Here is a 23,322-nt window from a genome sequence, read left to right on the forward strand (position 1 = left end):
TACCAATTTTTGGGTTTTTTTAATATTTGAGTTATGCGGTGGTCTTTATTTGAAATGGATAATTTAGGCTAAAAGCGAGTGGATTTTTAAAAATCCACTCGCTTTATTTAATAATTTATTATTGATAATTAATGAAATTAGTTTGTTAACGCAGATGATGATCCTGAATATGCGTTAGCATTTTGTAACTTGGTATTGATATTAGCTACAGTTTGTCTGATTTGAGTACCCATTATTTGAAGTACAGCGATAGCTACGACTGATACGAGCGCTAAAATAAGTCCATATTCTACTAAACTTTGCGCCTTTCTTTTCTTTTTAACTGTTAACATTTTGCTCTCCTTTAGTATTCTACTTGCTTCGTTATTATAATTAGTAAATTATAATTTACTAAATTATGTTGCTTGTTCAAGAACCTGGTTTACAGGTTGTAATTTATCTGCTATTCCACTAAACACGCCCTTCATATGTCCGCTCATTACCATTAGGGCGCCAACTGCAGCTATTGACACGAGAGAAACAACTAAAAGATATTCTACCATTGTAGCTGCTTGTTTTTTGTTTTTCTTGCCTTGTTTTTTCAAAGATTTTATCTTAATCAATTTGCATATTTCCAGCATAACTAAATAATACAATATTTCTTAGAATTTATTAATCACTTTGAAGGGTGATTTTTTGTGTCACCCTTCAAAGTTGGTTTCTAGCAATATCTTATGTTGGCAGATTCTAATCTGCATAAAGCTTCTTTTAATCTTTCATCAGGTGCAACTAATGAGACTCTGAAATAATTATCACTATATTTTCCAAAGGCTATACCAGGTGTGAATACGACTCCGGTCTTTTCTAATACCATTTTGCACCAGGACTTAGAATCTTGATTTCCTGGTACCGGTAGCCACATATACATAGTTGCTTTAGGATTACTTAAATTCCATCCGAGTTTATTAAATCCTTCAGTCATAAAATCTCTTCTGTTCTGGTATTTTGCTACAATTCCATTTACATAGGATTCTGGCATTTTTAGAGCAGCAATTGCAGCATCTTGAACAATCGAAGATGTTCCATAGTCGATATTGGTCTTAATAGAATATAGGATTTTAATAAAATCCTTGTTTCCTATTGCAAAACCTATTCTCCATCCGGCCATATTAAATGTTTTGGAAAAAGAATGGAATTCTATAGCTACATCTTTAGCTCCTTCTATCTCAAATATGCTTAATGGGCGATGTCCATCAAAACATAACTCTGCATATGCAAGGTCTGAGCATAATAAAATGTTATATTTAGTACAAAATTTTACTAAGTCTTTATAAAATTCTTTAGTCGCAATTCCAGAAGTTGGATTATTAGGATAGCTTATAAAAAATATTTTTGCTCTTTTAGCTACATCTTCAGGTATAGTTGATAGATCCGGTAAAAAGTCATTTTTTGCTTCTAATTTTACGTGATAAACATCCCCATTTGAAATCCAGGTACCTCTTGAATGAACAGGATAGTATGGATCAGGAACTATATTTATATCACCAGGATCTGTCATAGCTAATGCCAGGTGTGCCAAGCCTTCTTTTGCGCCAAGAAGTGTTTGAACTTCGGTTTCAGGGTTAACATCGACATTATATTTTCTTTTTACCCATTTAGCTATTTCTTGCCTTAATTCGTCTTTGCCTTTAAAGCTTGGATAACCATGATTTTTCGGATCCTGAATACTTTTTACTGCAGCTTCAACAATTGGAGCAGGAGTAGCGCCATCAGGATTACCTATTCCTAAATCAATTAAGTCCGCCCCTTTTGAACGTGCCTCTTCTTTCCACTCATCTAATTCTGCGAAAATGTAGGTTGGCAAATTTAATAATTTTTTTGATGGAACTATATTTAACTTTGTATACATAAATTGGCTACTCCTAAGACTAAACAGTTGTAGATATTTTATATTATTTTTTCTCTGTATTCAACAAAAAATAACATTTACACCTAAATTAATCGTAATTCTCCGATTTTATTTAAAATTTCTTGTGCTCTTTGTTTAAACGTATTATTATTTATTACCATTTTTTTACCGTTTTCGGCTATTTGGTTTCTTAGTGAATGTTCATTTAAATATTTAGATATTTTTCTTATTAATTCTTCATTATTTTTATAAAAGACCAGATCTTTATCAGCTTTAAAATAATCAGCAGTATCTTGTTTGTAATCTGTTAATAAAAAGCCTCCTGCTGCTAGAACTTCCAGCACTCTATAATTCATACTGCTTAAACCCTGATCCATTGTGATATTAAGAACAATTTTAGAATTAGCATAAACTTCAGCCAGCTGTTCTTCTGTCTCAAGAAATCCTTTATAACTGTTTTTATAGTGGTTTAGTTCAGTTTCATTTAGCAATTTTTGCATGTCTTCAATGCTTGTATCGAAATGCTTTTTATATGAATAAATGCTAAGTTTGTCCGGGAAATTTTTAATTATCTCACTCAATATAGTTAATCGTATGTTTGTAAGGGGCCTGCCTGTAAAAACTATATCTAAAGCTTGCTGAGTATTGTTATTTTGAACTGTATATAAGTCAGCATCCACTCCTAGAGGTAAATAGAAGCATTTATTTCTGAATACGTTCAGGTATTGTTTATCCCAGCAGAAAATTATGCCATCTGAATTAGATAATTTACTAAATAAGCTTAAATCTCCTGAATGAGCAAAATTAGAGTTTGGATCGTCTGCAAAATAATGAATCACAGGGATATTAAGTTTCTCAAGGATTTTTTCAGCTTGTGGATTTATAAATTGCACATAATCATATCCAATAACAAAATCAGGCTTGAATTTTTTAATAATCTCAAAATTAAGTTCTCTAATATCTAAATATAAAATATTGTTGCCAAGTTGTTGAAAACCTTTTGATAGACCTTTAATTATTAAAGATCCGGCAATGCTTATAGGGCTTATAGCAAGAATGTTATACATATTCAAAAATAAAATAAATTTGTAACACACTTATTATAACAATAAAGGAAGATTATAGTTAATTCAGTATTTTTTATTGCTCGATTATTTGCTGGTTATTAAGAATGAGGTGCCAAAGACACAAACTTAAACTCATTAATCTTTGTATTATTACTTTGATTGTAGAGTTTAATGGGGCAGCTTTGCATTTTTTTATCAAAATCTTTAATGATTTTTCCGCTGTCCATAAAACAAAGCACTGGACAATTTTATAAAGACTCTTTTAAAATTAATATACTTAAAATACGGCATGATTTTTATAAAACCAAAAAAGAGGTGAAAGCCTTGATGTATAAAGGTGTTCATAATAAAAAGATGGATTTTATCAAGAAAGATCGATATAAAATATATAAAGAAAGAATTATGAGGGCTAATAAAAAGAGATTATATTACTTATTAGTCGCTTTATTGCTAATTATTTGTCTGATTCAAGCTGTTAGAGGAGTTTATTTAAATACTACTAAATATATAGTTTTAAATAAGCAAATTAATAAGCTTGAGAGACTTAATTCTATTGCAAGACAAAAAAACGAAGAATTAAAAAAGCAAATACAGAGCTATTCATCCAGCAAAGGGATAGAGGAATTGGCAAGAGATAACTTGAAGATGGTTGGAAAGGACGAAGTCCTGGTAATTATAAAAAATCCAACCTCAATACCTGCTCCTCAAAAAAAATAATCTGCTATTAGCAGATTATTAAAACTCTCAAGATATTTCGGAGGTCCCTTTTTAGGAATTATTTAATACTCAAGTTGCTAGAAATTTTTGCTTTGAGATTACTTCGCAATAATTATTATCTAGTATTCACTTTCTACGAATGATAGTGGTATTATTGGAAAGGTTGTTAACCAATAACAGTGCGAAGCACCTCGTAATGACATACACGATTATTTTACTAGCAACTTGAGTTATTTAATCGCAATTAAACGTGGAATGACACCTAATTCGCCTTGGATCATTTTTGCTTTTGCAACAGCCATGGATCTACGCTTTTTAGCTCCTTTAATTAAAAACAATACTGATTCTGATATATTTGAACTTGGTAGCCTATTTGTCTTATTCATTAATTTCCCTCTGTTTAATTTATCCCTAGTCACATGATTTTTATCGGTTTATTTAAAAACTTACTTTAGCTTTTCTATGCTTTTTTTAAGAAATTGAAACATTATTTTACAAAATGTTTATTTGTCTATTTATTATTTAGCCTGAATTGCTAGATCAATAAAAAGCTTGATATAACTGAATTAAAATTCTCAAAAATTATATAGATTTGATAAAGGGCGAAGCCCTTTATTCACCTTTAGGGTGGCAGGGGTGGGTTTTTGAGAATTTTGGCTAAAATTAGTTAGCGATTCAAGTTATTTAAAGGGATTTAAGAGGATATTGATTATGAACAGTTGCCAGAATGCAGAAATATCTATTAAATTAAGGATAGAATTATATTGGAAAGTATTAGTAATTTAGAAAGCAGATATGCGAGTATCTAATTTGGAAAAACATCCTGAAATTAACGCAAATTTGTTTGATTTTTCTTCGGAAAATGAATTAAGAACCATTATACAAAATGCTGAGGAGCTAATTCCTAGAGGATCAGGCTGCTTTTTCGAAGATAATGCCTTAAACTTTAATGTTATTTCTACGCTTAGATTTAACAAAATATTGGCATTTAATGAAGAGAGCGGAATTATAACTTGTGAATCAGGTGTTAAATTTTCAGAGATATTAAATATATTTGTTGCAAAAGGCTGGATGCTTCCTGTTATTCCGGAAGTTCGATCTATTACAGTTGGCGAAGCTATTGCCGCAGATATTTATGGTAGAAATCATTATAAAAAAGGGTCTTTTTCTAATCATCTTATTTCCTGTGACGTTATGCTTGGTGATGGAAGTATAGTGACTTGCTCAAAAGAGAGTAAACCTGAACTTTTTTGGGCAACTTGCGGAGGAATGGGGTTAACAGGAGTTATTTTGAGGGCAAAGTTTCAACTTTTAAAAGTTGAAACTCCATATATATATCAAGAATCTATAAAAGCCAGAAATCTTGAAGATTTATTTGATATTTTTGAATATTCAAAAGACTTTGATTATTCTGTAGCCTGGATAGATTGTCTATCAAAAGGTAAAAATCTTGGACGGGGAATTGTTGGAAGAGTCAGGCATGCTACAAAAGATGATTTAAAGAATAGTTCTTTAAATCATAAAAAACAGTACGATTTGCCTTTTATATTTCCTGGACTGTTATCTCAGAAGACATATAATTCCCTGTATTTTCACAGTCAATTAAAAAAGAAGAAAAAGTTTATTATCCCTTATAATACTTTCTTTTATACTTTTGATAAGGTAGACAATATAAATAAAGCAGATAGAAAAGATGAATGTATTCAATATCAAATTGCTTTCCCTAAAGAATTAGGTTATGCAGGCCTAAAGGAGTTGCTAGATATAGTAAATAGCAGTAATCAACAACCATTTGGTTCTACTTTAATCTTTTTTGGTAAGCAAGATGGGTTATTATCTTTTCCTATGGAGGGATATTCTCTCAGCATTAACTTTCCTGTTAATTCTGATTTGTTTTTTTTATTACATGAACTGGATAAATTAGTATTGAGATACGAGGGAAGATTAAATCTGGCAAAAGATGCTAGAATGACTAGAGAGGTGTTTGAGAAAAGTTACCCGAATAGTGAAATATTTAAAACCTTAAAACATAAATTTGATAGTAATAATAAATTTCAATCATTACAATCTAAGAGGATAGGAATTTAATATGGGGTATGTGCTTATACTTGGGGCTAATTCAGATGTAGCAAAAGCTATAGCAGCCCAATATGCTAAAAATGGTTACGGTATATATCTGGCAGGAAAAGATACCGAAAAGTTAAAATTTGCAGCTGAAAATCTGGAATCAGAGTATAAAATAAAAACAAAAGTATTCAAGTTTGATGCGTTAGAATTCTACAATCATAAAAATTTCTATAATAGTTTGGATCCAAAGCCAGTCGGCGTTATTTGTGCTGTTGATTATTTAGGAGATCAATACGAGTCAGAAGAGGATTTTTTAGAAACTAAAAAGATTATTGATATAAATTTTACCGGTTGTGTGTCGATTTTAAATGTTATAGCTAATGATTTTGAAGCTAGAAAAGATGGTTTTATAATAGGTATAAGCTCAATAACAGGTGATCGAGGCAGACGCAGTAATTATACGTATGGAAGTGCGAAAGCAGGATTAACCACTTATTTATCAGGTTTGAGAAGTAGACTTATAGAATCAGATGTTTACGTTACAACTGTAAAAATAGGTGAGGTTATGAGTAAGGCAGCTAATAATGGAGATACAATTGCTCCTGCTAAACCTCAAGAAATCGCATATGATGTCTTTAAAGCTCAACAAAAGTATAGAGATATTATTTATAGTAAATGGCAGTGGAAATTTATTTCTATATATTTTAACAATATACCTGAAATGTTCTTTAAAAGAATGGGAACATAAACTTTGCTCAAGAATACAAAGAAGCTGACTTACTAGTCAGCTTCTTTGTATTCTTATTAAATTATTTACGAAGTCCTAATCTCTCGATTAAACTTTTATATCTACTTGCATCCTCGTTTTTAAGATACTGAAGAAGTCTTTTTCTTTGTCCAACTAGCATTAAAAGACCGCGACGTCCTTGGAAGTCTTTTTTGTGGATTTTGAAATGCTCGGTTAACTCTTTAATTCTTTGAGTTAGTATAGCAACTTGAACCTCTGGTGATCCGGTATCATTTGCAGCTTTTTGGTATTCTTTAATGATTTCTTGTTTGTTTGTTAATGCCATTTATGTTTCCTCTTCTAATTAATCTTATATCATTGATGTTAAACAATTAACTCATTTGATAGCATGTTAGCTATAAGATAATAACACTTCAAGAAAAATCTTCAATTCTTAATCTTAATTTTTACAATATATTATATTTATTTTAAAATTTAAAAGTTGAAGAATATATTCATATATTTATTACTACAATAAATAAATATAATCAAGCTTAATGATATATTTTTATTGTAACATCATTTCTGTCATTAGAAATTGAGGAATTGGCAATGGAAAATCAAAATATAAGAGTAAGAATTGCACCGAGTCCTACAGGTTTTTTACATGTAGGAACGGCAAGAACGGCTCTATTCAACTATTTATTTGCAAGAAAACATAATGGAAAATTTATTTTAAGGATAGAAGATACAGATATTGAGAGATCTCAGGAAAAATATACTCAAAATATATATGACAGCTTAAAAGCAATGGGATTAAACTGGGATGAAGGGCCTGATATTGGAGGCCCATACGGGCCTTACAAGCAATCAGAGCGCTTTGATGTATATAAAAAGTATGCTGATAAATTAATAGAGTCCGGTCAAGCTTATTTATGCTGGTGTACTCAGGAAGAATTAGAGTCAGAAAAAGAGAAAGCCCAGCTTGAAAAGAAAGTTTATACATATTCAGAAAAATGTCAGAGTCTAACCCCTGAGCAGATAAAATGCTATGAACAAGAAGGCAGAAAACCGGTAGTTAGATTTAGAGTATCACCGGAACACCTTGAATTTGATGATATTATAAGGGGCAAACTTGAATTTGATACAGGGTTAATTGGGGATTTCGTTATTATGAAATCTAATGGTACACCTACTTATAATTTTGCAGTGGTTATTGATGATATGGAAATGAAAATAAGCCATATTATAAGAGGTGAAGACCATATATCAAATACTCCAAGACAGATCCTTATTTATAGGGCTTTGGGTGCTAATATTCCTGAATTTGCTCATGTGGCCATGATTTTAGCTCCTGATAGAACAAAACTTTCTAAACGGCATGGTGCAACTGCTGTAAGTGAATTTATTGATCAGGGATATTTGCCTGAAGCATTCGTTAATTTCCTGGCATTGCTGGGATGGTCCCCCGCTAGTGGTAAGGAAATAATGGATTTAGATGAATTAATTCAGGAGTTTTCCTTAAACAGAGTTTCTCCTAGTCCTGCAATATTTGAGTTTGATAAACTTAATTGGATGAATGGGCAGTATATCAGAAGTTTACCAATTTCTGAAATGACAGAAAGGGCAAAACGATATCTTAAACCTTATGATCTTTCAATGTACACTCAGGAACAATTAGAAACAATGGTTGCAGCTGTTAGAGAGCCCCTAACTACATTAGGTGATATTACTGATGCAGTCAGATATTTCTTTAGTGATACTGTTGAGATAGATCCGCAGGTTCAAAATGATGTCATCAATATTCCTGAATCTCAAAGAGTTTTAACAGAATTTTATAAAATCACTGATTCAATTAGCTATAATAATGTTGATGACATACATAATCAGCTTGCAGATTTCAGGAAGTTTATGTCTGACTTAAAGCCAAAACAAGTTATGTGGGCAATAAGAGCAGCCTTGACCGGTACAACAAAAGGCGCAGATATCGCTATAATTATCTCACTTTTAGGTAAAGATAGAGTTAAGCTAAGAGTAAGAGAAGCTTTAAGAGCTCCTAGTATGTAATAGTAATTTATCCAGAGGTAAAATTCTAATTATGAAAGTATATAATACATTATCCCAAGAAGTTCAGGACTTTACCCCAATTAATGACAAACAGGTAAAAATGTATGTCTGTGGTCCTACAGTTTATGATTATCCTCATCTAGGGCATGCAAGATGTTATATGACCTGGGATATAGTTGCAAGATATTTAAGATTTAAAGGTTATGATCTAACTTACGTCAGAAATGTTACTGATGTTGACGATAAAATAATTAATAAAGCTAAAGCAGTGGGTACGACTCCAAAAAATATAGCAGAGACTTACTACGAAGAGTTTAAAGATGCAATGCATGGGCTGAATATAGCTGATCCTGATATTGAACCGAGAGCTACAGAAAATATTCAGGAGATGATTGATATTATTAATACTCTTGTGGATAAAGGCTATGCATATTCAAGAAATGGAGATGTGTATTACAGAGTTAATAAATATAAAAAATATGGTCGTTTAAGTAAGCAGAATATTGATGATCTGGAAGCGGGAGCCAGGGTAGAGACTTCCGAGAAAAAAGAAGATCCTCTTGATTTTGCTCTATGGAAGGCAGTTAAAACCGAAGATGAATTAGGCTGGGATAGCCCATGGGGAAAAGGTAGGCCGGGTTGGCATATAGAATGTTCTGCTATGGTTAAGCGTTATTTGGGCGATACTATTGATATTCATGCCGGCGGGCATGATCTGATATTCCCTCATCATGAGAATGAAAGAGCTCAGTCAGAAGCTGCTTTTGATAAGCCATTTGTTAAATATTGGATGCATAATGGATTTGTTCTTGTCAATGAAGAAAAGATGTCCAAGTCACTTGGTAATTATGTGACTATAAAGGATATTTTGGATAAATATGATGCTAATACTATTAGATTATTTGTACTGACAAGTAATTATAGAATGCCTATAGAGTTTACCGATGAAGGTTTAAGATCAGCTAAAGCTGGTGTAAGAAGATTAAAAAATGCATATAATGATATAAAAAATATTTTAGGTGAAGATAAAATTCAGGAAGCCAGAGATCTTCTAAATATTGTGATCGATGATTTGGCTAAAACAGATCGCTTACCATTCTATAATATAGATACAATGCAGCATTTAGAAGAAAAAATACCTGCTGAATTTATGGAAAATATAATTAAAGTTATCAAAGACTTTATTAACGCAATGGATGATGACTTTAATACCTCAAAAGCTCTAGCTGTTTTATTTGATATAGCTAACTCTGCACAAAGACATAAAGATTTAAATAATTTAGAAATATGTGCATTCTGTGTTGCACTTTTGTTAGGACTATCTGATATATTAGGATTTAATCTTACAAAAGTTGAAGAACCAACCGCTATTTTGACCAATCAGCTTATGGAGGTAATTTTATCAGTTCGTAATACAGCAAGGGATCAGAAAAACTGGGAAATATCTGATAAAATACGAGATGAATTAGCTCAAATTGGTATAACTGTAAAAGATCATAAAGATAGAGCAACTACCTGGGAATTTAAGGATTAGCTAAAAGTAAAAAGAGAAAGATGATTAAATGAAAGATCTTCCTATAAGGTCTTATGCGCATATTGGTGATGCTGTATATGAACTTTATGCAAGAGAAAAGACTGTTTTGTTATCCTCAAAAGTTGATAAACTGCATAAATATACAATTAGTATTGTAAATGCAGAATTTCAGGTGCATTTACTGTACAAGATTCAGGATTGTTTGACTGATGAAGAAAAAGAGATTGTAAGAAGAGCAAGAAACTTGCAGGTTACAACCGCTAGAAGAACGAATCAAAAAATTCACAGGCTTAGTACAGCTTTTGAGGCATTAGTTGGCTATTTATATTTAAATAATCCAGAAAGATTAAAGGACCTATATAGCCATATAGATCCTTTAATTAGCGAGAAATTATCTGAAATTTCTTCTATGTAACCCGAATGGCTAGTGGTAAGATTACTAAATAATATGGCAAAAGCGAACACTTGTCATTGCGAAGGCTTTGGCCTGAAGCAATCCAGGAAATTCAGTATTTAAGCCTTAAAATTTGTAATAAAAATAAATATTGTTTGGATCGCCACGTCGCTTCGCTCCTCGCGATGACATCTTGTAAAATTACATCAATTCAAGTTAGATAATCTTATTTATTAAACATTTCAGAAGGTAAATTCATTATTGAATTCTGGTTAGTGATAATTGTTTTTACGCCAGGGGCTATTTTAGATACATATTCATATTGAATTAACTGAGGATTTGCTTTTAAAGCAGCAGCTTTTCTTCTGATAGCTTCAGCTTCACCTTCTGCTTCTATGATTTTACGTTGTTTTTCCTGTTTTTCTTTTTCAAGTATATAGCGCATTCTCTCTGAGTCTTGAAGTGCTACTTGTTTCATTTCAACAGCTTTTGCGAATTCATCAGTAAAGGTGACATTTCTGATAAGTATTTCAGAGGCGTTAATATGATATTTAGCCAGGGCTTCCTTGGTTTTTTGTTCAATCTCGTCTTGAATAACTTGTCTTTTTCCTGAATAAACCTGTACTACGGGATAATTAGATATTGTGTTTCTGACAATACTTCTCAATCCTGGTCTTATTATTTTATCTAAATAATCAGGACCGACTTCCTGGTGTATTTGCCAAATTTCTTCAGGAAGTAAATTATATCTGAGAGATAAATCTATTCTTATTTTCTGCCCATCAGCAGTTAAGCAGTTCAACGCATCATCTTTTATGCTCTCACCTTCCCCCTCTTGAGATGACATTGTATAAGTATTTGTTCTGACACTGTAAGAAATAGGGGTTTGAATATAAGGAACCAGTAAGTGCATGCCTTCTCTAAGAGTTCTTTTCTCAACTCCTGTAAAAGAATTAAATACTGCAACTCTTTTTCCTGCTTCTACAACAACTATAGATTTTGCCAGAGTTATAGTAACCAGAGCTATAATGAAAAAAAGAATAATCGGACTGTTTTTAAATTTGCCAAAAACCTGAGCATTAAGCTTATCTATGTTAATAACGTTATCGTTATTCATATATCCTCCTCTTTTTATATCCAGACTAGTAGTTTGGTATATTATCTCATATTTAGAGCAAATATCCAAAAATAATGAAGCTTTATATTTTTCTCAACCTGGCAATGAAGAATCCATCAATGTTTTGCCTGGATTGTAGTATTTGAAAATATCCTTTATCTTCTTGAACTGTCCAGGATAAATATGGTGCAATTTTATCCGGTTTAAAATCCTTATTACTTTCTAAAAACTTTTCTATTACCTGATTATTTTCTTCAGGTTCAATGCTACAAGTACTATATACGATAATACCATTATTTTTAACAAGTTTTGCAGCATTATTTAGGATTTCTAATTGTAATTTAGCAAGATTTTGTATATCTTCCGGAGATTTTCTCCATCTTGCATCTATTCTTTTTATTAAAACACCGGTATTAGAGCAGGGAGCATCTACTAATACTTTGTCGTATTTTTCTTCAGATACATATTGAGTGGCATCAGCTGCCTTTGTATTTACTGATTTAACGCCCAATCTCAAACAATTATCTTTAACTTTTTCAAGTCTTTTAGGGTTTATATCAACTGCTGTAATTTTGCCTTTATTATTCATAATAGCTGCAATGTGGGTGGTTTTTCCACCAGGTGCAGCACAAAGGTCAAGGATACTTTCATTTTCTTTAGGGTCTAAAATTATTGATACAAGTGATGATGACTCACTTTGAACAGTCCAGTAGCCTTCTTCAAAGCCAGGGATGCTTTTTATGCTATTGTGATGATGAATAATCATACACTCATCAACGATTCTATCATCGGAAAAAGATACATTATTATGTATAAAAAAATCCATTAATTTGGGCTTAGAAATCTTTAATGTATTTACTCTAATTACAAGTTTTGGGGCAAGGTTGTTATATTTACAGATTTTCCTGGTATCTTCAATTCCATAATTATGTATCCATCTTGCAATCATCCATTCCGGGTGAGAATATTTGATGCTAAAAGCGTAAACAGGATTTTTTTCAGCATCAGGAAAATTAATTTCGCTTCTTTTTCGTATGAAATTTCTTAATACTCCGTTTACAAAGGCTCCTGATTTTTTATCATATTGCTTTACAAGTTCTACATAAGAGTTTATAACAGCATAATCAGGGGTATGAAGGTATTCTAATTCATATATTGCTAATCTTAATGCATTTTTGACTTCGTAGGATAAATCTTTGAGTTTTTTTGTTGAAATGTTTTGAATGAAAAAATCAAGGGTCAACTTATGTTTTACAACACCCGAGACAAGGTTTTTTAACTCTGATGGAAAAATTACTTTACCTGAATAGAAGTTCAATATTTCATCAGCCTGGTTACTCTTTTCGATGATTTTTATTAATGCTTTTAAAGCTACTTGTCTTACATCCATATTAATTTAACCAATTACCTCTTTATTTTAAAAAGTATATCAAAAACCAATTTTCGGTATGAATTATCTTTATATTAGTGACAAGCCAGATGGTAGTACCATTTTTGGTGGTTTATATTATTCACATTGATAGGTTAATTTTTATTGAACTCATGGATGAGCTTTAAAATATCCAACTGTCGAATATCTTGTAAACATGATTTTTCACAAGATATAGGCAACAAATATTTAAAAATGAATGAGGTTAAATTCTACAAAATATTAAGAAGCTGTCTTGTTAAAGTTGAATCGTCTTGTGAATTGTCTTTAAACAACTTTAAGTCCAAAAGTCGAGCCTGTAATTGTATCATGGCCTGATTTCTACATTTTTAGTCAGACAGGCTCTAAATAATTTGAGATTGGTTATTGGAGATTTGTATTGGGGATAATTAAAAGTGACTACAGTTAAGGGTAAAAAAGAAGAGCTAAACCATCTTTTGCATTTGATAGCTTCAAGCAGCAAAACTATCAATGAAGATTCTTTTTCTGTGAAAGTAAATCCTTTCTGGATTGCAAGAAATTATAGTTTATGGCTTAGAAGACCTTTTCAATGGAAAATAAAGAGGATATTTGATCTTGTAGCAAGCTTTATTGGCGTTATTTTAATATCTCCGGTTCTGGTTTTAATAGCAACAGCTATAAAAATGGATTCCAGGGGACCAATTTTATTTAAGCAAAAAAGAATAGGATTATACGGAAAAGAATTTTATATGTATAAATTCCGCAGCATGAAGCAGGATGCTGAGGAGGAATTTGAGCAGATAAGATCTATGAATGAAACAAATGATGTAATGTTTAAAATGACTGAAGATCCAAGAATCACTAAAGTTGGAAAATTCCTTAGAAAATACAGTTTAGATGAATTACCACAGTTATTTAACGTGATAAAAGGTGAAATGAGTCTGGTCGGCCCAAGACCTCCTCTTGATCGAGAAATGGAGAAATACAGTAAGTGGCATTATCTTAAGTTTGCTACACTTCCGGGTTTGACCGGAATGTGGCAGGTCAGTGGAAGATCAGGCATTTTAGACTTTAATGAGGTAGTTAAGCTTGATTATCAATACATTGATAATTGGGATCTAAAATTAGACTTTTATCTGCTCTTAAAAACAATCCCGGTTGTAATTTTGGCGGAAGGGGCAGCATAAAAGCGAATTATCAAATTGATGAATAGATTTAAAATAATCAGGTTTATTTTAGCAAGTAGAGTTACAGGAGTGTTTAGAAATGGGGAAAAGTAAAGCCGCAATAACATTATTGTTTTTAGCATTAATGTTAAATTCGAATTGTGCTAACTCAGAAGAGCTATCCAGTGTGCCTGATGAGAAGAGCAATCAGGCAGAATTAACACAAGTACTGGATGTGGAGGAATTTAAGCAGCAATTGCAGGAAATTTCTTCAGTAGCTCCTGGCGCAAGTTCAAGTTATGTGAACGGAAGAGTTAAAACGTTAAGTACCAAGTATTTATTATCACCAGGAGATAGTATAGCTGTCTCTGTTTATGGTGAACCTGAATTTACTCAGCCAGGAATTTTAGTCAGACCTGATGGTTATGCGACTATTGAGCCTTTTGGGGAAATATTTGTCGCAGGATCTGATGTAGAAGTGTTAACCAGAGAGCTTAAAGCAAGATTTAAGTCTTATCTTTTAGATCCTAAAGTTTCTCTAAAAGTTAATGGCATGCAGACAGCAAAGGTTTATATTTATGGTGCTGTACAAAAACCAGGACTATATCAGCAGGAAAGAGTTACAAGCAGAGAGATAAGTGCAGGAACAACATCCGCAGTTACTCCAGAGTTAACTGTTGCAAGTGTTGTTGCAAATGCAGGAGGTATTAAATATAACGCAGACTTAAGACGTATTAGAGTAACAAATAATGCAACGGGTAGAAATGAAGAATTAGATTTAATGAAGCTAATTGAGCAGGGAGATGCGTCACAGGATATTTATTTAAGATCGGGAGATACGGTTTATATTCCTACATTAGAGTCTGATGCGCAAATTGCAGATAGGGATTTTATGCTTATTGCCAGTTCATCACTTGCACCGGCAGACTTTCCTGTCAGAGTAATTGGTGCAGTTAACAGGCCTGGGGTTCATAAACTTACCTCTAATAGTCCAAGATTAAATTCTGCTATAGCTGCGTCTGAAGGCTATATGCCTGAAGCTAATAAAAAGGTTGTTACTATTCAAAGAGTTACTCCTCAGGGAAATGTATCTACTTTTTATGTAGATCCAAATTCAAATGACTTGATTTTGCGACCAAATGATATTGTTGTAGTTGCTGACAAGTCAACCTCAGTGGCCTCAAGAGGATTTGATTTTATGGGAAATATCATATCTCCATTTGGCAGGTTTGCTGATTCATATAACAGTTGGGCTGAAATGTTTAATCCAACCAGAAGATATGATAGATGGTAATAATCGAGTAGCAGATATTAATGATAAGGAGAAAACCCGTGGAGAGTTTAAGCTTAGGCAAAGTATTAAATATACTTAGAAAGAATTTTAAAATAATCTTGCTCTTTTCTATAATAGGTTTAATGATAGGAGTTTTCTATGCAGTAGCTATATTTAAACCGATGTACAAGTCTACTGCAAAGTTATTGATTAAAAATAATACTCAAACCGAATATGTAACTGCATTAGGTACAGCTAATGATCTTACTCCTTTAACCAGGAACGGTAATCCTGCTTTGACACAAATGCAGATTTTAACCTCAGGAGTATTATCTGATAAAGTATGGCAGACAATTAGTGCAAAATATAAATTTCATGATGATCCTAAAGTTGGTGCTAAATTAATGCAAAAAGCTATAAATGTTCAAAACCCTGTTGGTACCGACATAATTGAGATAACTGCCAGCTGGTCAGATCCCAAAATAGCAAAAGATGTTGCCAGTGAGTTTGCAGCTGCATATATTGCTAATAATGTTGATCAATCTAAAAAAGGACTTGTTCAAAGTCAAGAAACTATAAACAATCAATTATCAAATGCTGAAACTAACCTTGCTACAGTTAGAGAAAAGATTAGACAATTTAGACAAGCTGCTTCAACAATCAATCTAGAAGTTGAATCTGCAAGTATTGTTGGTCAGTTAAGTGATCTTGAAAATAGATATCATGAGATAGTTGCCTCAGCAGGAGCAGAAGGTAACAGAGTTGCTTCTATTTCAGGAAAACTTGGTATTGATTGGCATAAAGCAATTAATTCTGTTGCTTTAGGTCATAATGCAAATATAACAGCTTTACAAACCAGACTTGGTGAAGCTCAGGAAGAATTATCCGGCCTTAATACGAAATATGCTCCGACTCATCCATCAATAATTGCTTTAAATTCCAGAATTAGCCAAATTAAATCAGAACTTGCTGATCAAATTAGACAAACTGTTGGCGGTTCTTTAGAAAATGCAGAGGAAATCTTAATTTCTGATCCGGTCAGAACCTCCATGATGGAAAGTTTAGTGTCAAGTGAAGCCACTTATAGAGGTTTATTAGCTCAAAGTGGTGTATTAAGTTCAGCTATAGATACACTTAAAGCAATAAAATCATCTATTCCAAATAAACAGCTTGTTCTATCTCACCTTCTTCAGGAAGAAGCTAATTTAGCTCTTATTGTTAATACTTTAAAGGCAAAACAGCTTGAAACAGGCATTAGAGAATCAGGTATAGTAAGTAATATTAATGTAATTGATAATCCTATAGTGCCATTATATGCGGCATTTCCTGGTAGAACCCAGACAGCTGGTTTATTTGGAATTCTTGGTGCATTGTTAGGGATTGTAAGTGTAATGGTAATGTATCTAACAAAAGATACTTATGATGAAGTTGAGCAAATTGAGGAAGAATTAAAAGCACCAGTCCTTGGGGTAATACCATGGCTTGATAAGCAAACATACAATGAGCCAAATGCTTTGCTGGCTATTGATGATAATGCATCATACTATTCACTTGCATATCAAAGAGTTGTATCCAGTTTAAGAATAAGAGGTTATAATTCAGGCGCAAAATCCTTTGTTTTCAGCTCAACTGAATTCTCTAAATCAAGATCAACCGTACTTATGAATATTGCTTATGGATTAAGCAGAGCAGGTAGATCTGTAATAGTTCTTGATGCAGACTTTAGAACTCCATCAATTCATAAAGAATTCGGTCTAAAACCAAATGAACAGTTTAGTCTTGCTGAATTGTTAACCAGCATAACAAAAGAAGTTAAGGAGACAGGTGAGTTTAATTGGAGATACTTATCTTACTTTATTCATGAATTATCAGAAGCTCCAAATCTCTGTATAATTCCAAATACGGCTAATATATCTGATCCAAATGAATTCCTGTATTCTCCAGCATTTAATATATTAGTTCAAAAACTTAAAGAACAATATGACTGGGTATTAGTGGACACTCCACCTGCTCTGGCCGTATCAGATGCAGTGACGACCAGTTCATATGTTGATGGCGTCATATTAATATCAGGACTTGAAACTACCAAGTCAGCTTTAAGAAAAGTAAATAGATTACTTAATAATTATCATATTCCAATATTTGGTATTGTTGCTCGTGAAGTGCAAAATAGTGAAGCTGTACTGTCTAATGAGTATATAAAACAAATAATTTCTAATATGATGCCGCAAGAAGAAAGTACTCTAGTTAAAAAATAAATTATTAGATTGCGAGTAACGTTGATTTAACAGCGTTACTCGCAATTCTTAAGTGTTAAATCTCACGGGTCTATAGGTGGATTGAAGAAGATAGACTGTTTCAAAAGTGAGATAAATAAAGTGCAAACTTATCAAGGAGTATATAGGAAATGGAAAGCATATCCAGTTTAAGTAAGGTAGAAAAAGTACAGTATAGTTATCTTTTTATAATAGGGTTAATAATTTTATCAGGTTTTGCAACAGCTATTTTAGGTATAAAAGGATTGGTTTTATCAATGTTAGGTTTGATAGGACTTGCTTTGACGCCAATTTTATATGATAAACCCAAACTTTTTTTATTTTTTGCGTTATTTATATATCCATTCACACGTATTTTGCCTTTAGATGATAAGTTTATTATCACAGGAGCGTTATATTCATTATCTTTTCCCTGTGTTTTCTGGATTATAAAAAAGTATTTTAAAACTGTTTCCAATACCTCTTTTTATTTATGGGCAATGGTAATGTATGTAGCTGTTATATTGTTGAACTATTTTAGGCCGGATACCAGTGTTGTTGAATTAGCAAAAACATTTGGTCTAATATTTTTTGCTATTTTCTCAATATTGGCTGTGCATAATTACATAGAAAGAGATCAGGAAAATATTCATAAATTAACCAGGTATTTAAGTTATTTATTTAATGCCATTGCTGTAATTGCCATAGGACAATACGCTACAGGGATTGGTGGAATGGTAAATGAAGGTTTCTACAGGGTTAGAGGAACATTCTATAATTTCAATGAATATGGCTATGCACTATCTTTATTTGTATGTTTTGCTTTATATGTCTTATTGACTTCAAAAAAACATAAATTTTATTGGATATGCACGATAATACTTAATATTATTGCACTTGCAGCTACATTCAGTAAAACATCTATAATTAACACTGCTTTAATTTTCATGATAATGGGCTTATTTTTACCCTGGAAAAGAAAAATACAGTTATTTGTAGCCTCATCAGTCATGAGCACTTTGTTAGCTGTGTTTTTGATTTATACAGGGACTTTAAATGCGTTAATTCTAAGATTTATGGATACAGCCTCTCTTGAATGGCGTTTTGCTATGTGGAGAAACCTGTATAATTTAATTTTACAGGGAAATATATTGTTAGGACAGGGAATAAATGCTTCAAAACATTTTCTTGATAATATTGTGCCTTTAGGAGAATCCAATGCACCCCACAATGTTTACCTTGAAACAGCATACAACTTTGGCTTAATAGGTTTGATTCCTTTTATTATGATTTTTATATTTCTCTTATTTCAAGGGATATCAATTTTTATGGATAAAGGTATTCCGGAAAATCATAATAGGATTATCGGAACATCCATAATTGTAATTACTGTTATAACTATGATTCAGAATTTTGTTAGTAACGCTTATTATGATAGAGCTGCTAATGTAATATTTTGGGTAATTTTAACCCTTTTAGTTTGCTGTTATAAACGTTATAAAAAAGAAAAGTTACAGGTAAATACAGAATGTCAAAATTAATATTATTTCTGTAGGTAATGATTCAAAAAGATCAGGCAAGTTAAAGGGGAAGATTATGCACAGTTTAACAGTTGAAAAAGTAGGTGATAAAGCCAGGCAAAGTGTAAAATGGTCGTTTAGCCTACAGATTATTCAAAAAATAATATTTTTTGCAAGCAGCATAGTTCTTGCAAGAATACTTACTCCTAAGGATTTTGGGATATCAGCTATAGCAATAACATTTGACACGATTATATGGGTTATAACTTCATTTGGAATCAATTCAGCCATTATACACTTTCAGGATAATATTGAGGAGAGATTAAATGCAGGTTTCTGGTTGTTTTTAGTATCAGCTGCTGTATTTGTTAGTCTTCAGGTATTATTAGCACCTATGGTGGCCAATTTTTATCATGAGCCTGTGCTTGCTGATATTCTTAGAGTTACTGCCATAGCAATATTCATATTTTCTCTGGGAGCTATCCAAAAAACTATTTTAATTAAAAATATAGAATTCAAGAAAATTTCAATTCTGGATACTATATTAGGCATAATAAAAAGTAGCTTATATATGATTCTTGCATTATTGGGATTTGGGGTTTGGAGTTTTATCTATCCAAAAGTTATTATTTCTGTTATTAGTACAGCAATATTGTGGAATTTAACAAAGTGGAGGCCTAAATTAGAGTTCAATTTCAAATATTGGATTGAAATGTTTAGGTATGGAAAGAATGTTTTATTTAGTAATATAGTTGATTATTTTATAAATAACTCCAGCTATATCTTAATAGGCAGTCTGATAGGTTCTACATCTCTTGGGATTTATACATTTGCTTATGACAAAAGCATGATGGTTGTAAATAACATAACTTATCCGGTTAGTATGATATCTTTCCCTGCTTTTTCAAAGTTGCAAGATTATAAAGACAGACTAAAAAATGGATTTTTAAAGACTATAAAAATGATATCAATTTTGACTTTTCCGTGTGCTTTTGGACAAGTAGTACTTGGTCCTGAATATATTAATACTATTTTTGGGCATAAGTGGCAGGCTTCAATTGTTATTTTTCAAATGATACTTATTTATTCTATGCTTAGATCAATTAGCCAGTGTGGGACTTCGCTATTGAATGGAGTTGGAAGGCCTGATATAACGCTTAAGTGTAATCTGGCTTATGCCCCAATCTTTATAGGATCCGTATATTTAGGGTCTAAGGTTGGAGGTTTGTATGGAATTGGCCTTGTTACGTCCTTAGTAGGTTCTATTTGGGCTATAGTCTTTATATCTATAGTGGTAAGGAAACTTAAATGGAGAATTGGAGATATTATTGATGCGCTTAAGGCTTCTTTTTTGAGTTCTATTATTATGGGCGCTGTTATATTTCTATTAAAACTTTTCCTCAAAAATCTTAACTTTTCTAATATTCTTATATTGATAATTCTTATGCCTATAGGGGTATTAACTTATGCATTATCTATTAAATTGTTTTTTCAGGATACATACGAATTTATACTTGATAGTTTACAGAAATTTCTGAACAAGGAGAATAAGATTAAAAATGTACTCCAGAAACAAAGAGCAGAAGAAGCCTAAAATTGCATTTATCCATCCTGCTATCGGGGACTCATTAGGGGGCTCTCAGGTATTTGTGCTTGAGCTTGCAGAAAGATTAAAAGATAAGTGTGATATTACTATCTTTTCTGCTAAAAAAGAAAATAATTTATGTAAACCTGTATTTTCTCTTTCAAGAAGAAATAAAACTATCAAAAATTTATTTTTATATAAGTTAATATATAGAATTTTAGGAAAACATGCGTCTACTCCTGACATAGTAATTGAGCACTTATCGTCATTTTTTCCCGTTTTATTTCGGTTATTATTTGGTAAATATGATGTGATATTCCCTAATAATGATTGGGGTGGGCTTTTAGTTGCATCAGTAGCAAGGCAAATTAAAGGGACTTCTATATTATTTACCGAGCATAACGGGTTTTTGGAGAAAGGAAAAATTGCCTCAAGAAACTTAAAATTCAGGCCAGACAAATATATTGTGTTATCAGAAGAGTTTAAATTTTGGATAAAGAAGCATTATCCTGATATTGATGTTAAGTATATTCCTAATGGAGTTGATTTTAATAAGTTTAATCCAGGTGTTGTACCTAAAGTGATAGATCTGCCAAGACCAGTTATTCTTACAGCTTCAAGGTATCAAAGTAACAAGAGATTAGAACTTATTATTGAGTCAGTTGCTAAACTTAATCAAGGCAGTTTATTAATTTTAACCTCAGGGGATAATATTGAAAATCTCAACCAGTATGGTAAATCTGTTTTAGGCGATAGATTCAAGCTTATGAATGCTCCTTATAATGAAATGGCATCATATTATAGAGCTTGCGATGTATTTACTCTTCCTTCAATATATGAGCCTTTTGGTCTGGTATATCTTGAAGCCATGGCATGTAATAAGCCTATTGTAGCACCAAACGATTTATCCAGGATGGATATAATAGGTAATGCTGGAATTTTATGTGATGTAAGCGATATTGATGCCTATTCAGCTTCACTTGAGCTGGCTTTAAACACAGATTTTAAAGATATTCCATATAATCAGGCAAAAAAATATACCTGGCAAAAGTGTGCTGATCAATATTATCAAGAAATTAAGTTATTACTTGTTTAAATCAATCCGTATGAAAGGAATCAATAATGTTTAATTTGTATGAATTTATTAGTCGATATAATCTGCCTATATGAAGATTAATTTCTGAAGGTTAATTTTGTATATTTTCATAATGTAGGTTTGTTTTTGAAATTGGTTGAGGCCTGTTATGGTGTTAAATAGAACTTTATCAGTTAATACGAAAGTTAATTCAATGAATGTAAATAAATTCTTTGAATTATTAATAAGAGAAATGGAGAGTAATGAGGAGCTAAAACTATATTATAAGTTCCTTAAAGATCCTTCAATGTTCAGGATGAGAAAAGCATATTTTTGCCAGCGTCTTAGATATTTGCTAAGTCATCTTGATGATTCTATTCAAGATATATGTGATTGTGGATGTGGATATGGAACTACAGCATTATTTCTGGCAATGAATAAGTTTCGAGTTCATGGCATTACTATTGGAGAGAAATATTCTACTAGTTTAGAAAAACGTAAAGGCTTTTGGAATAAATATGGAAACACTAATCTTTTTACGGTAAGTTGTGAATCATTGTTTGACTCTGAAATCTCTCCTAATTCTTACGATGCTATTATTATTCAGGATACATTGCACCATCTGGAGCCTCTGCAAGATGCATTAAGTGTTTTATATAAGATGCTTAGACCTAATGGGAAATTAATTATATTAGAAGCAAATGGTGGTAATATTATTCATCAATTAAGATTATATTTAATACGTGGTAATGAAAAAGTTACGGAAATTTATGATGAATACTTAAAGAAGAAAGTTTTATATGGGAATGAGAATTATAGAAATATCAAGGAATGGCGAGATGAATTAGAGAAGCAGAATTTTATAATAGATTCTGACCTTCAATACATAAAATTCTTTTACCCCTGGTTATATAATAATTTTAATAATGACAATTTAATCAATATTGAGCAGAATTATCTTCAAAAAATTGATTTTTTAAGGGAATATTTTTTCTTTGGACTAAATTTTGTAGCAAAAAAACAGTGACAATAGCAATACATCAATTTAAAAATAAATCCTTAAATATTTAATAGTGTAAGCTTCGTAATATTTCAACTTGCATCAATATAAAGAGTTAAAGTGTCCCATGGCAGTAAACTCTCCATTGCTTGTGCACATTATAAGTTTATAACAGGGATCATGCATTAAATCGTCAAAAGAAGCATTATTATAGAAGATTTTAAAAAGTTGAACGATTGTGTCGCCAAATTTTTTAAATTCGTCCTGATAAAAAGCTTGTTACAAAATACTATATTATTGTCAGTACTCACCCTTCGGGTCTGGTAAAAAATTTGGCTATTTATGCCGCTAATAACTGAGCCTAAGAAATGGTTTTAAAGCTACAATTTTGCTAAAACTTACACTTTAATTAGTTTTTTATTATTTTATTATGAAGAGGAATAAAAAGAGAAACTTGGGTGAAAGATTATTTCAAAGAAG

The 23,322-nt window shown here is 31.8% G+C and carries 21 protein-coding genes; 13 read left to right on the forward strand and 8 right to left on the reverse strand.

Features of this window, described 5'->3' with window-relative positions; genetic code table 11:
• Nucleotides 1-137: 137 nt before the first annotated feature.
• The 4 genes from A2255_06700 to A2255_06715 all read right to left on the reverse strand — a co-directional run bounded on the left by A2255_06700 (nt 138) and on the right by A2255_06715 (nt 2,955).
• Nucleotides 138-332, reverse strand: coding sequence for a hypothetical protein (locus A2255_06700; protein OGI17053.1), 195 nt, complete (start codon nt 330-332; stop codon nt 138-140).
• Nucleotides 333-395: 63 nt separating this feature from the next.
• Complete coding sequence (locus A2255_06705; protein ID OGI17054.1) at nt 396-602, reverse strand: hypothetical protein; 207 nt, start codon at nt 600-602, stop codon at nt 396-398.
• Nucleotides 603-700: 98 nt separating this feature from the next.
• A complete protein-coding gene (locus tag A2255_06710; protein OGI17055.1) occupies nt 701-1,888 on the reverse strand; it encodes an LL-diaminopimelate aminotransferase in 1,188 nt (395 codons plus the stop codon).
• Between the two features lie 83 nt (nt 1,889-1,971).
• Entirely contained in the window at nt 1,972-2,955 is a 984-nt protein-coding gene (locus A2255_06715) for a hypothetical protein (GenBank protein ID OGI17056.1), read from the reverse strand.
• A gap of 171 nt (nt 2,956-3,126) precedes the next feature.
• Between A2255_06715 and A2255_06720 the strand changes: the two genes are divergently transcribed.
• The 3 genes from A2255_06720 to A2255_06730 all read left to right on the forward strand — a co-directional run bounded on the left by A2255_06720 (nt 3,127) and on the right by A2255_06730 (nt 6,487).
• Nucleotides 3,127-3,672: a hypothetical protein gene (locus A2255_06720; protein OGI17057.1), complete on the forward strand. Its 546-nt coding sequence runs from the start codon at nt 3,127-3,129 to the stop codon at nt 3,670-3,672.
• A gap of 795 nt (nt 3,673-4,467) precedes the next feature.
• A complete protein-coding gene (locus A2255_06725) occupies nt 4,468-5,760 on the forward strand; it encodes a hypothetical protein (GenBank protein ID OGI17058.1) in 1,293 nt (430 codons plus the stop codon).
• A 1-nt stretch (nt 5,761) separates the two neighbouring features.
• Nucleotides 5,762-6,487 carry a short-chain dehydrogenase gene (locus tag A2255_06730; protein OGI17059.1) on the forward strand — a complete coding sequence of 242 codons (726 nt, stop codon included), beginning with the start codon at nt 5,762-5,764 and terminating at the stop codon, nt 6,485-6,487.
• A gap of 61 nt (nt 6,488-6,548) precedes the next feature.
• Here the strand turns inward: A2255_06730 and A2255_06735 are convergent, their stop codons facing one another.
• On the reverse strand, nt 6,549-6,812 hold the full coding sequence (locus A2255_06735; GenBank protein OGI17060.1) for a 30S ribosomal protein S15: 264 nt from the start codon (nt 6,810-6,812) through the stop codon (nt 6,549-6,551).
• 266 nt (nt 6,813-7,078) lie between these two features.
• Between A2255_06735 and A2255_06740 the strand changes: the two genes are divergently transcribed.
• From A2255_06740 to A2255_06750, 3 genes are read left to right on the forward strand one after another with little or no spacing between them, the layout of a single operon-like run.
• Nucleotides 7,079-8,533, forward strand: a complete 1,455-nt coding sequence (locus A2255_06740; GenBank protein ID OGI17061.1) for a glutamate--tRNA ligase — start codon at nt 7,079-7,081, stop codon at nt 8,531-8,533.
• Between the two features lie 31 nt (nt 8,534-8,564).
• Nucleotides 8,565-10,067, forward strand: a complete 1,503-nt coding sequence (locus A2255_06745) for a cysteine--tRNA ligase (protein ID OGI17062.1) — start codon at nt 8,565-8,567, stop codon at nt 10,065-10,067.
• 28 nt (nt 10,068-10,095) lie between these two features.
• Nucleotides 10,096-10,482: a hypothetical protein gene (locus A2255_06750; GenBank protein OGI17063.1), complete on the forward strand. Its 387-nt coding sequence runs from the start codon at nt 10,096-10,098 to the stop codon at nt 10,480-10,482.
• Nucleotides 10,483-10,687: 205 nt separating this feature from the next.
• Here the strand turns inward: A2255_06750 and A2255_06755 are convergent, their stop codons facing one another.
• On the reverse strand, nt 10,688-11,554 hold the full coding sequence (locus tag A2255_06755; protein ID OGI17073.1) for a hypothetical protein: 867 nt from the start codon (nt 11,552-11,554) through the stop codon (nt 10,688-10,690).
• A gap of 106 nt (nt 11,555-11,660) precedes the next feature.
• A complete protein-coding gene (locus A2255_06760) occupies nt 11,661-12,968 on the reverse strand; it encodes a 16S rRNA (cytosine(967)-C(5))-methyltransferase (protein OGI17064.1) in 1,308 nt (435 codons plus the stop codon).
• A gap of 434 nt (nt 12,969-13,402) precedes the next feature.
• Here A2255_06760 and A2255_06765 point away from each other — a divergent pair, with 434 nt between their 5' ends.
• From A2255_06765 to A2255_06775, 3 genes are all read left to right on the forward strand, one after another.
• A complete protein-coding gene (locus A2255_06765; protein OGI17065.1) occupies nt 13,403-14,155 on the forward strand; it encodes a hypothetical protein in 753 nt (250 codons plus the stop codon).
• Nucleotides 14,156-14,234: 79 nt separating this feature from the next.
• Nucleotides 14,235-15,428, forward strand: coding sequence for a hypothetical protein (locus A2255_06770; protein ID OGI17066.1), 1,194 nt, complete (start codon nt 14,235-14,237; stop codon nt 15,426-15,428).
• 38 nt (nt 15,429-15,466) lie between these two features.
• Nucleotides 15,467-17,665, forward strand: coding sequence for a hypothetical protein (locus A2255_06775; protein ID OGI17067.1), 2,199 nt, complete (start codon nt 15,467-15,469; stop codon nt 17,663-17,665).
• Between the two features lie 196 nt (nt 17,666-17,861).
• Here the strand turns inward: A2255_06775 and A2255_06780 are convergent, their stop codons facing one another.
• Complete coding sequence (locus tag A2255_06780; protein OGI17068.1) at nt 17,862-18,140, reverse strand: hypothetical protein; 279 nt, start codon at nt 18,138-18,140, stop codon at nt 17,862-17,864.
• A gap of 28 nt (nt 18,141-18,168) precedes the next feature.
• Here A2255_06780 and A2255_06785 point away from each other — a divergent pair, with 28 nt between their 5' ends.
• The 4 genes from A2255_06785 (at nt 18,169) to A2255_06800 (ending at nt 22,869) form a co-directional block, all read left to right on the forward strand.
• Nucleotides 18,169-19,203, forward strand: a complete 1,035-nt coding sequence (locus tag A2255_06785; GenBank protein OGI17069.1) for a hypothetical protein — start codon at nt 18,169-18,171, stop codon at nt 19,201-19,203.
• 55 nt (nt 19,204-19,258) lie between these two features.
• Nucleotides 19,259-20,776, forward strand: a complete 1,518-nt coding sequence (locus A2255_06790) for a hypothetical protein (GenBank protein OGI17070.1) — start codon at nt 19,259-19,261, stop codon at nt 20,774-20,776.
• The gene (locus A2255_06795) at nt 20,742-21,863 is read left to right on the forward strand and encodes a hypothetical protein (protein OGI17071.1); all 1,122 of its coding nucleotides are present in this window, start codon (nt 20,742-20,744) and stop codon (nt 21,861-21,863) included. The genes A2255_06790 and A2255_06795 overlap by 35 nt, the downstream gene beginning before the upstream one ends.
• Nucleotides 21,864-22,011: 148 nt before the next feature.
• Complete coding sequence (locus tag A2255_06800; GenBank protein OGI17072.1) at nt 22,012-22,869, forward strand: hypothetical protein; 858 nt, start codon at nt 22,012-22,014, stop codon at nt 22,867-22,869.
• The last annotated feature ends 453 nt before the right edge of the window (nt 22,870-23,322 follow it).

This window comes from Candidatus Melainabacteria bacterium RIFOXYA2_FULL_32_9 (assembly GCA_001784615.1).
Classification (GTDB): Bacteria; Cyanobacteriota; Vampirovibrionia; order Gastranaerophilales; family UBA9579; genus UBA9579.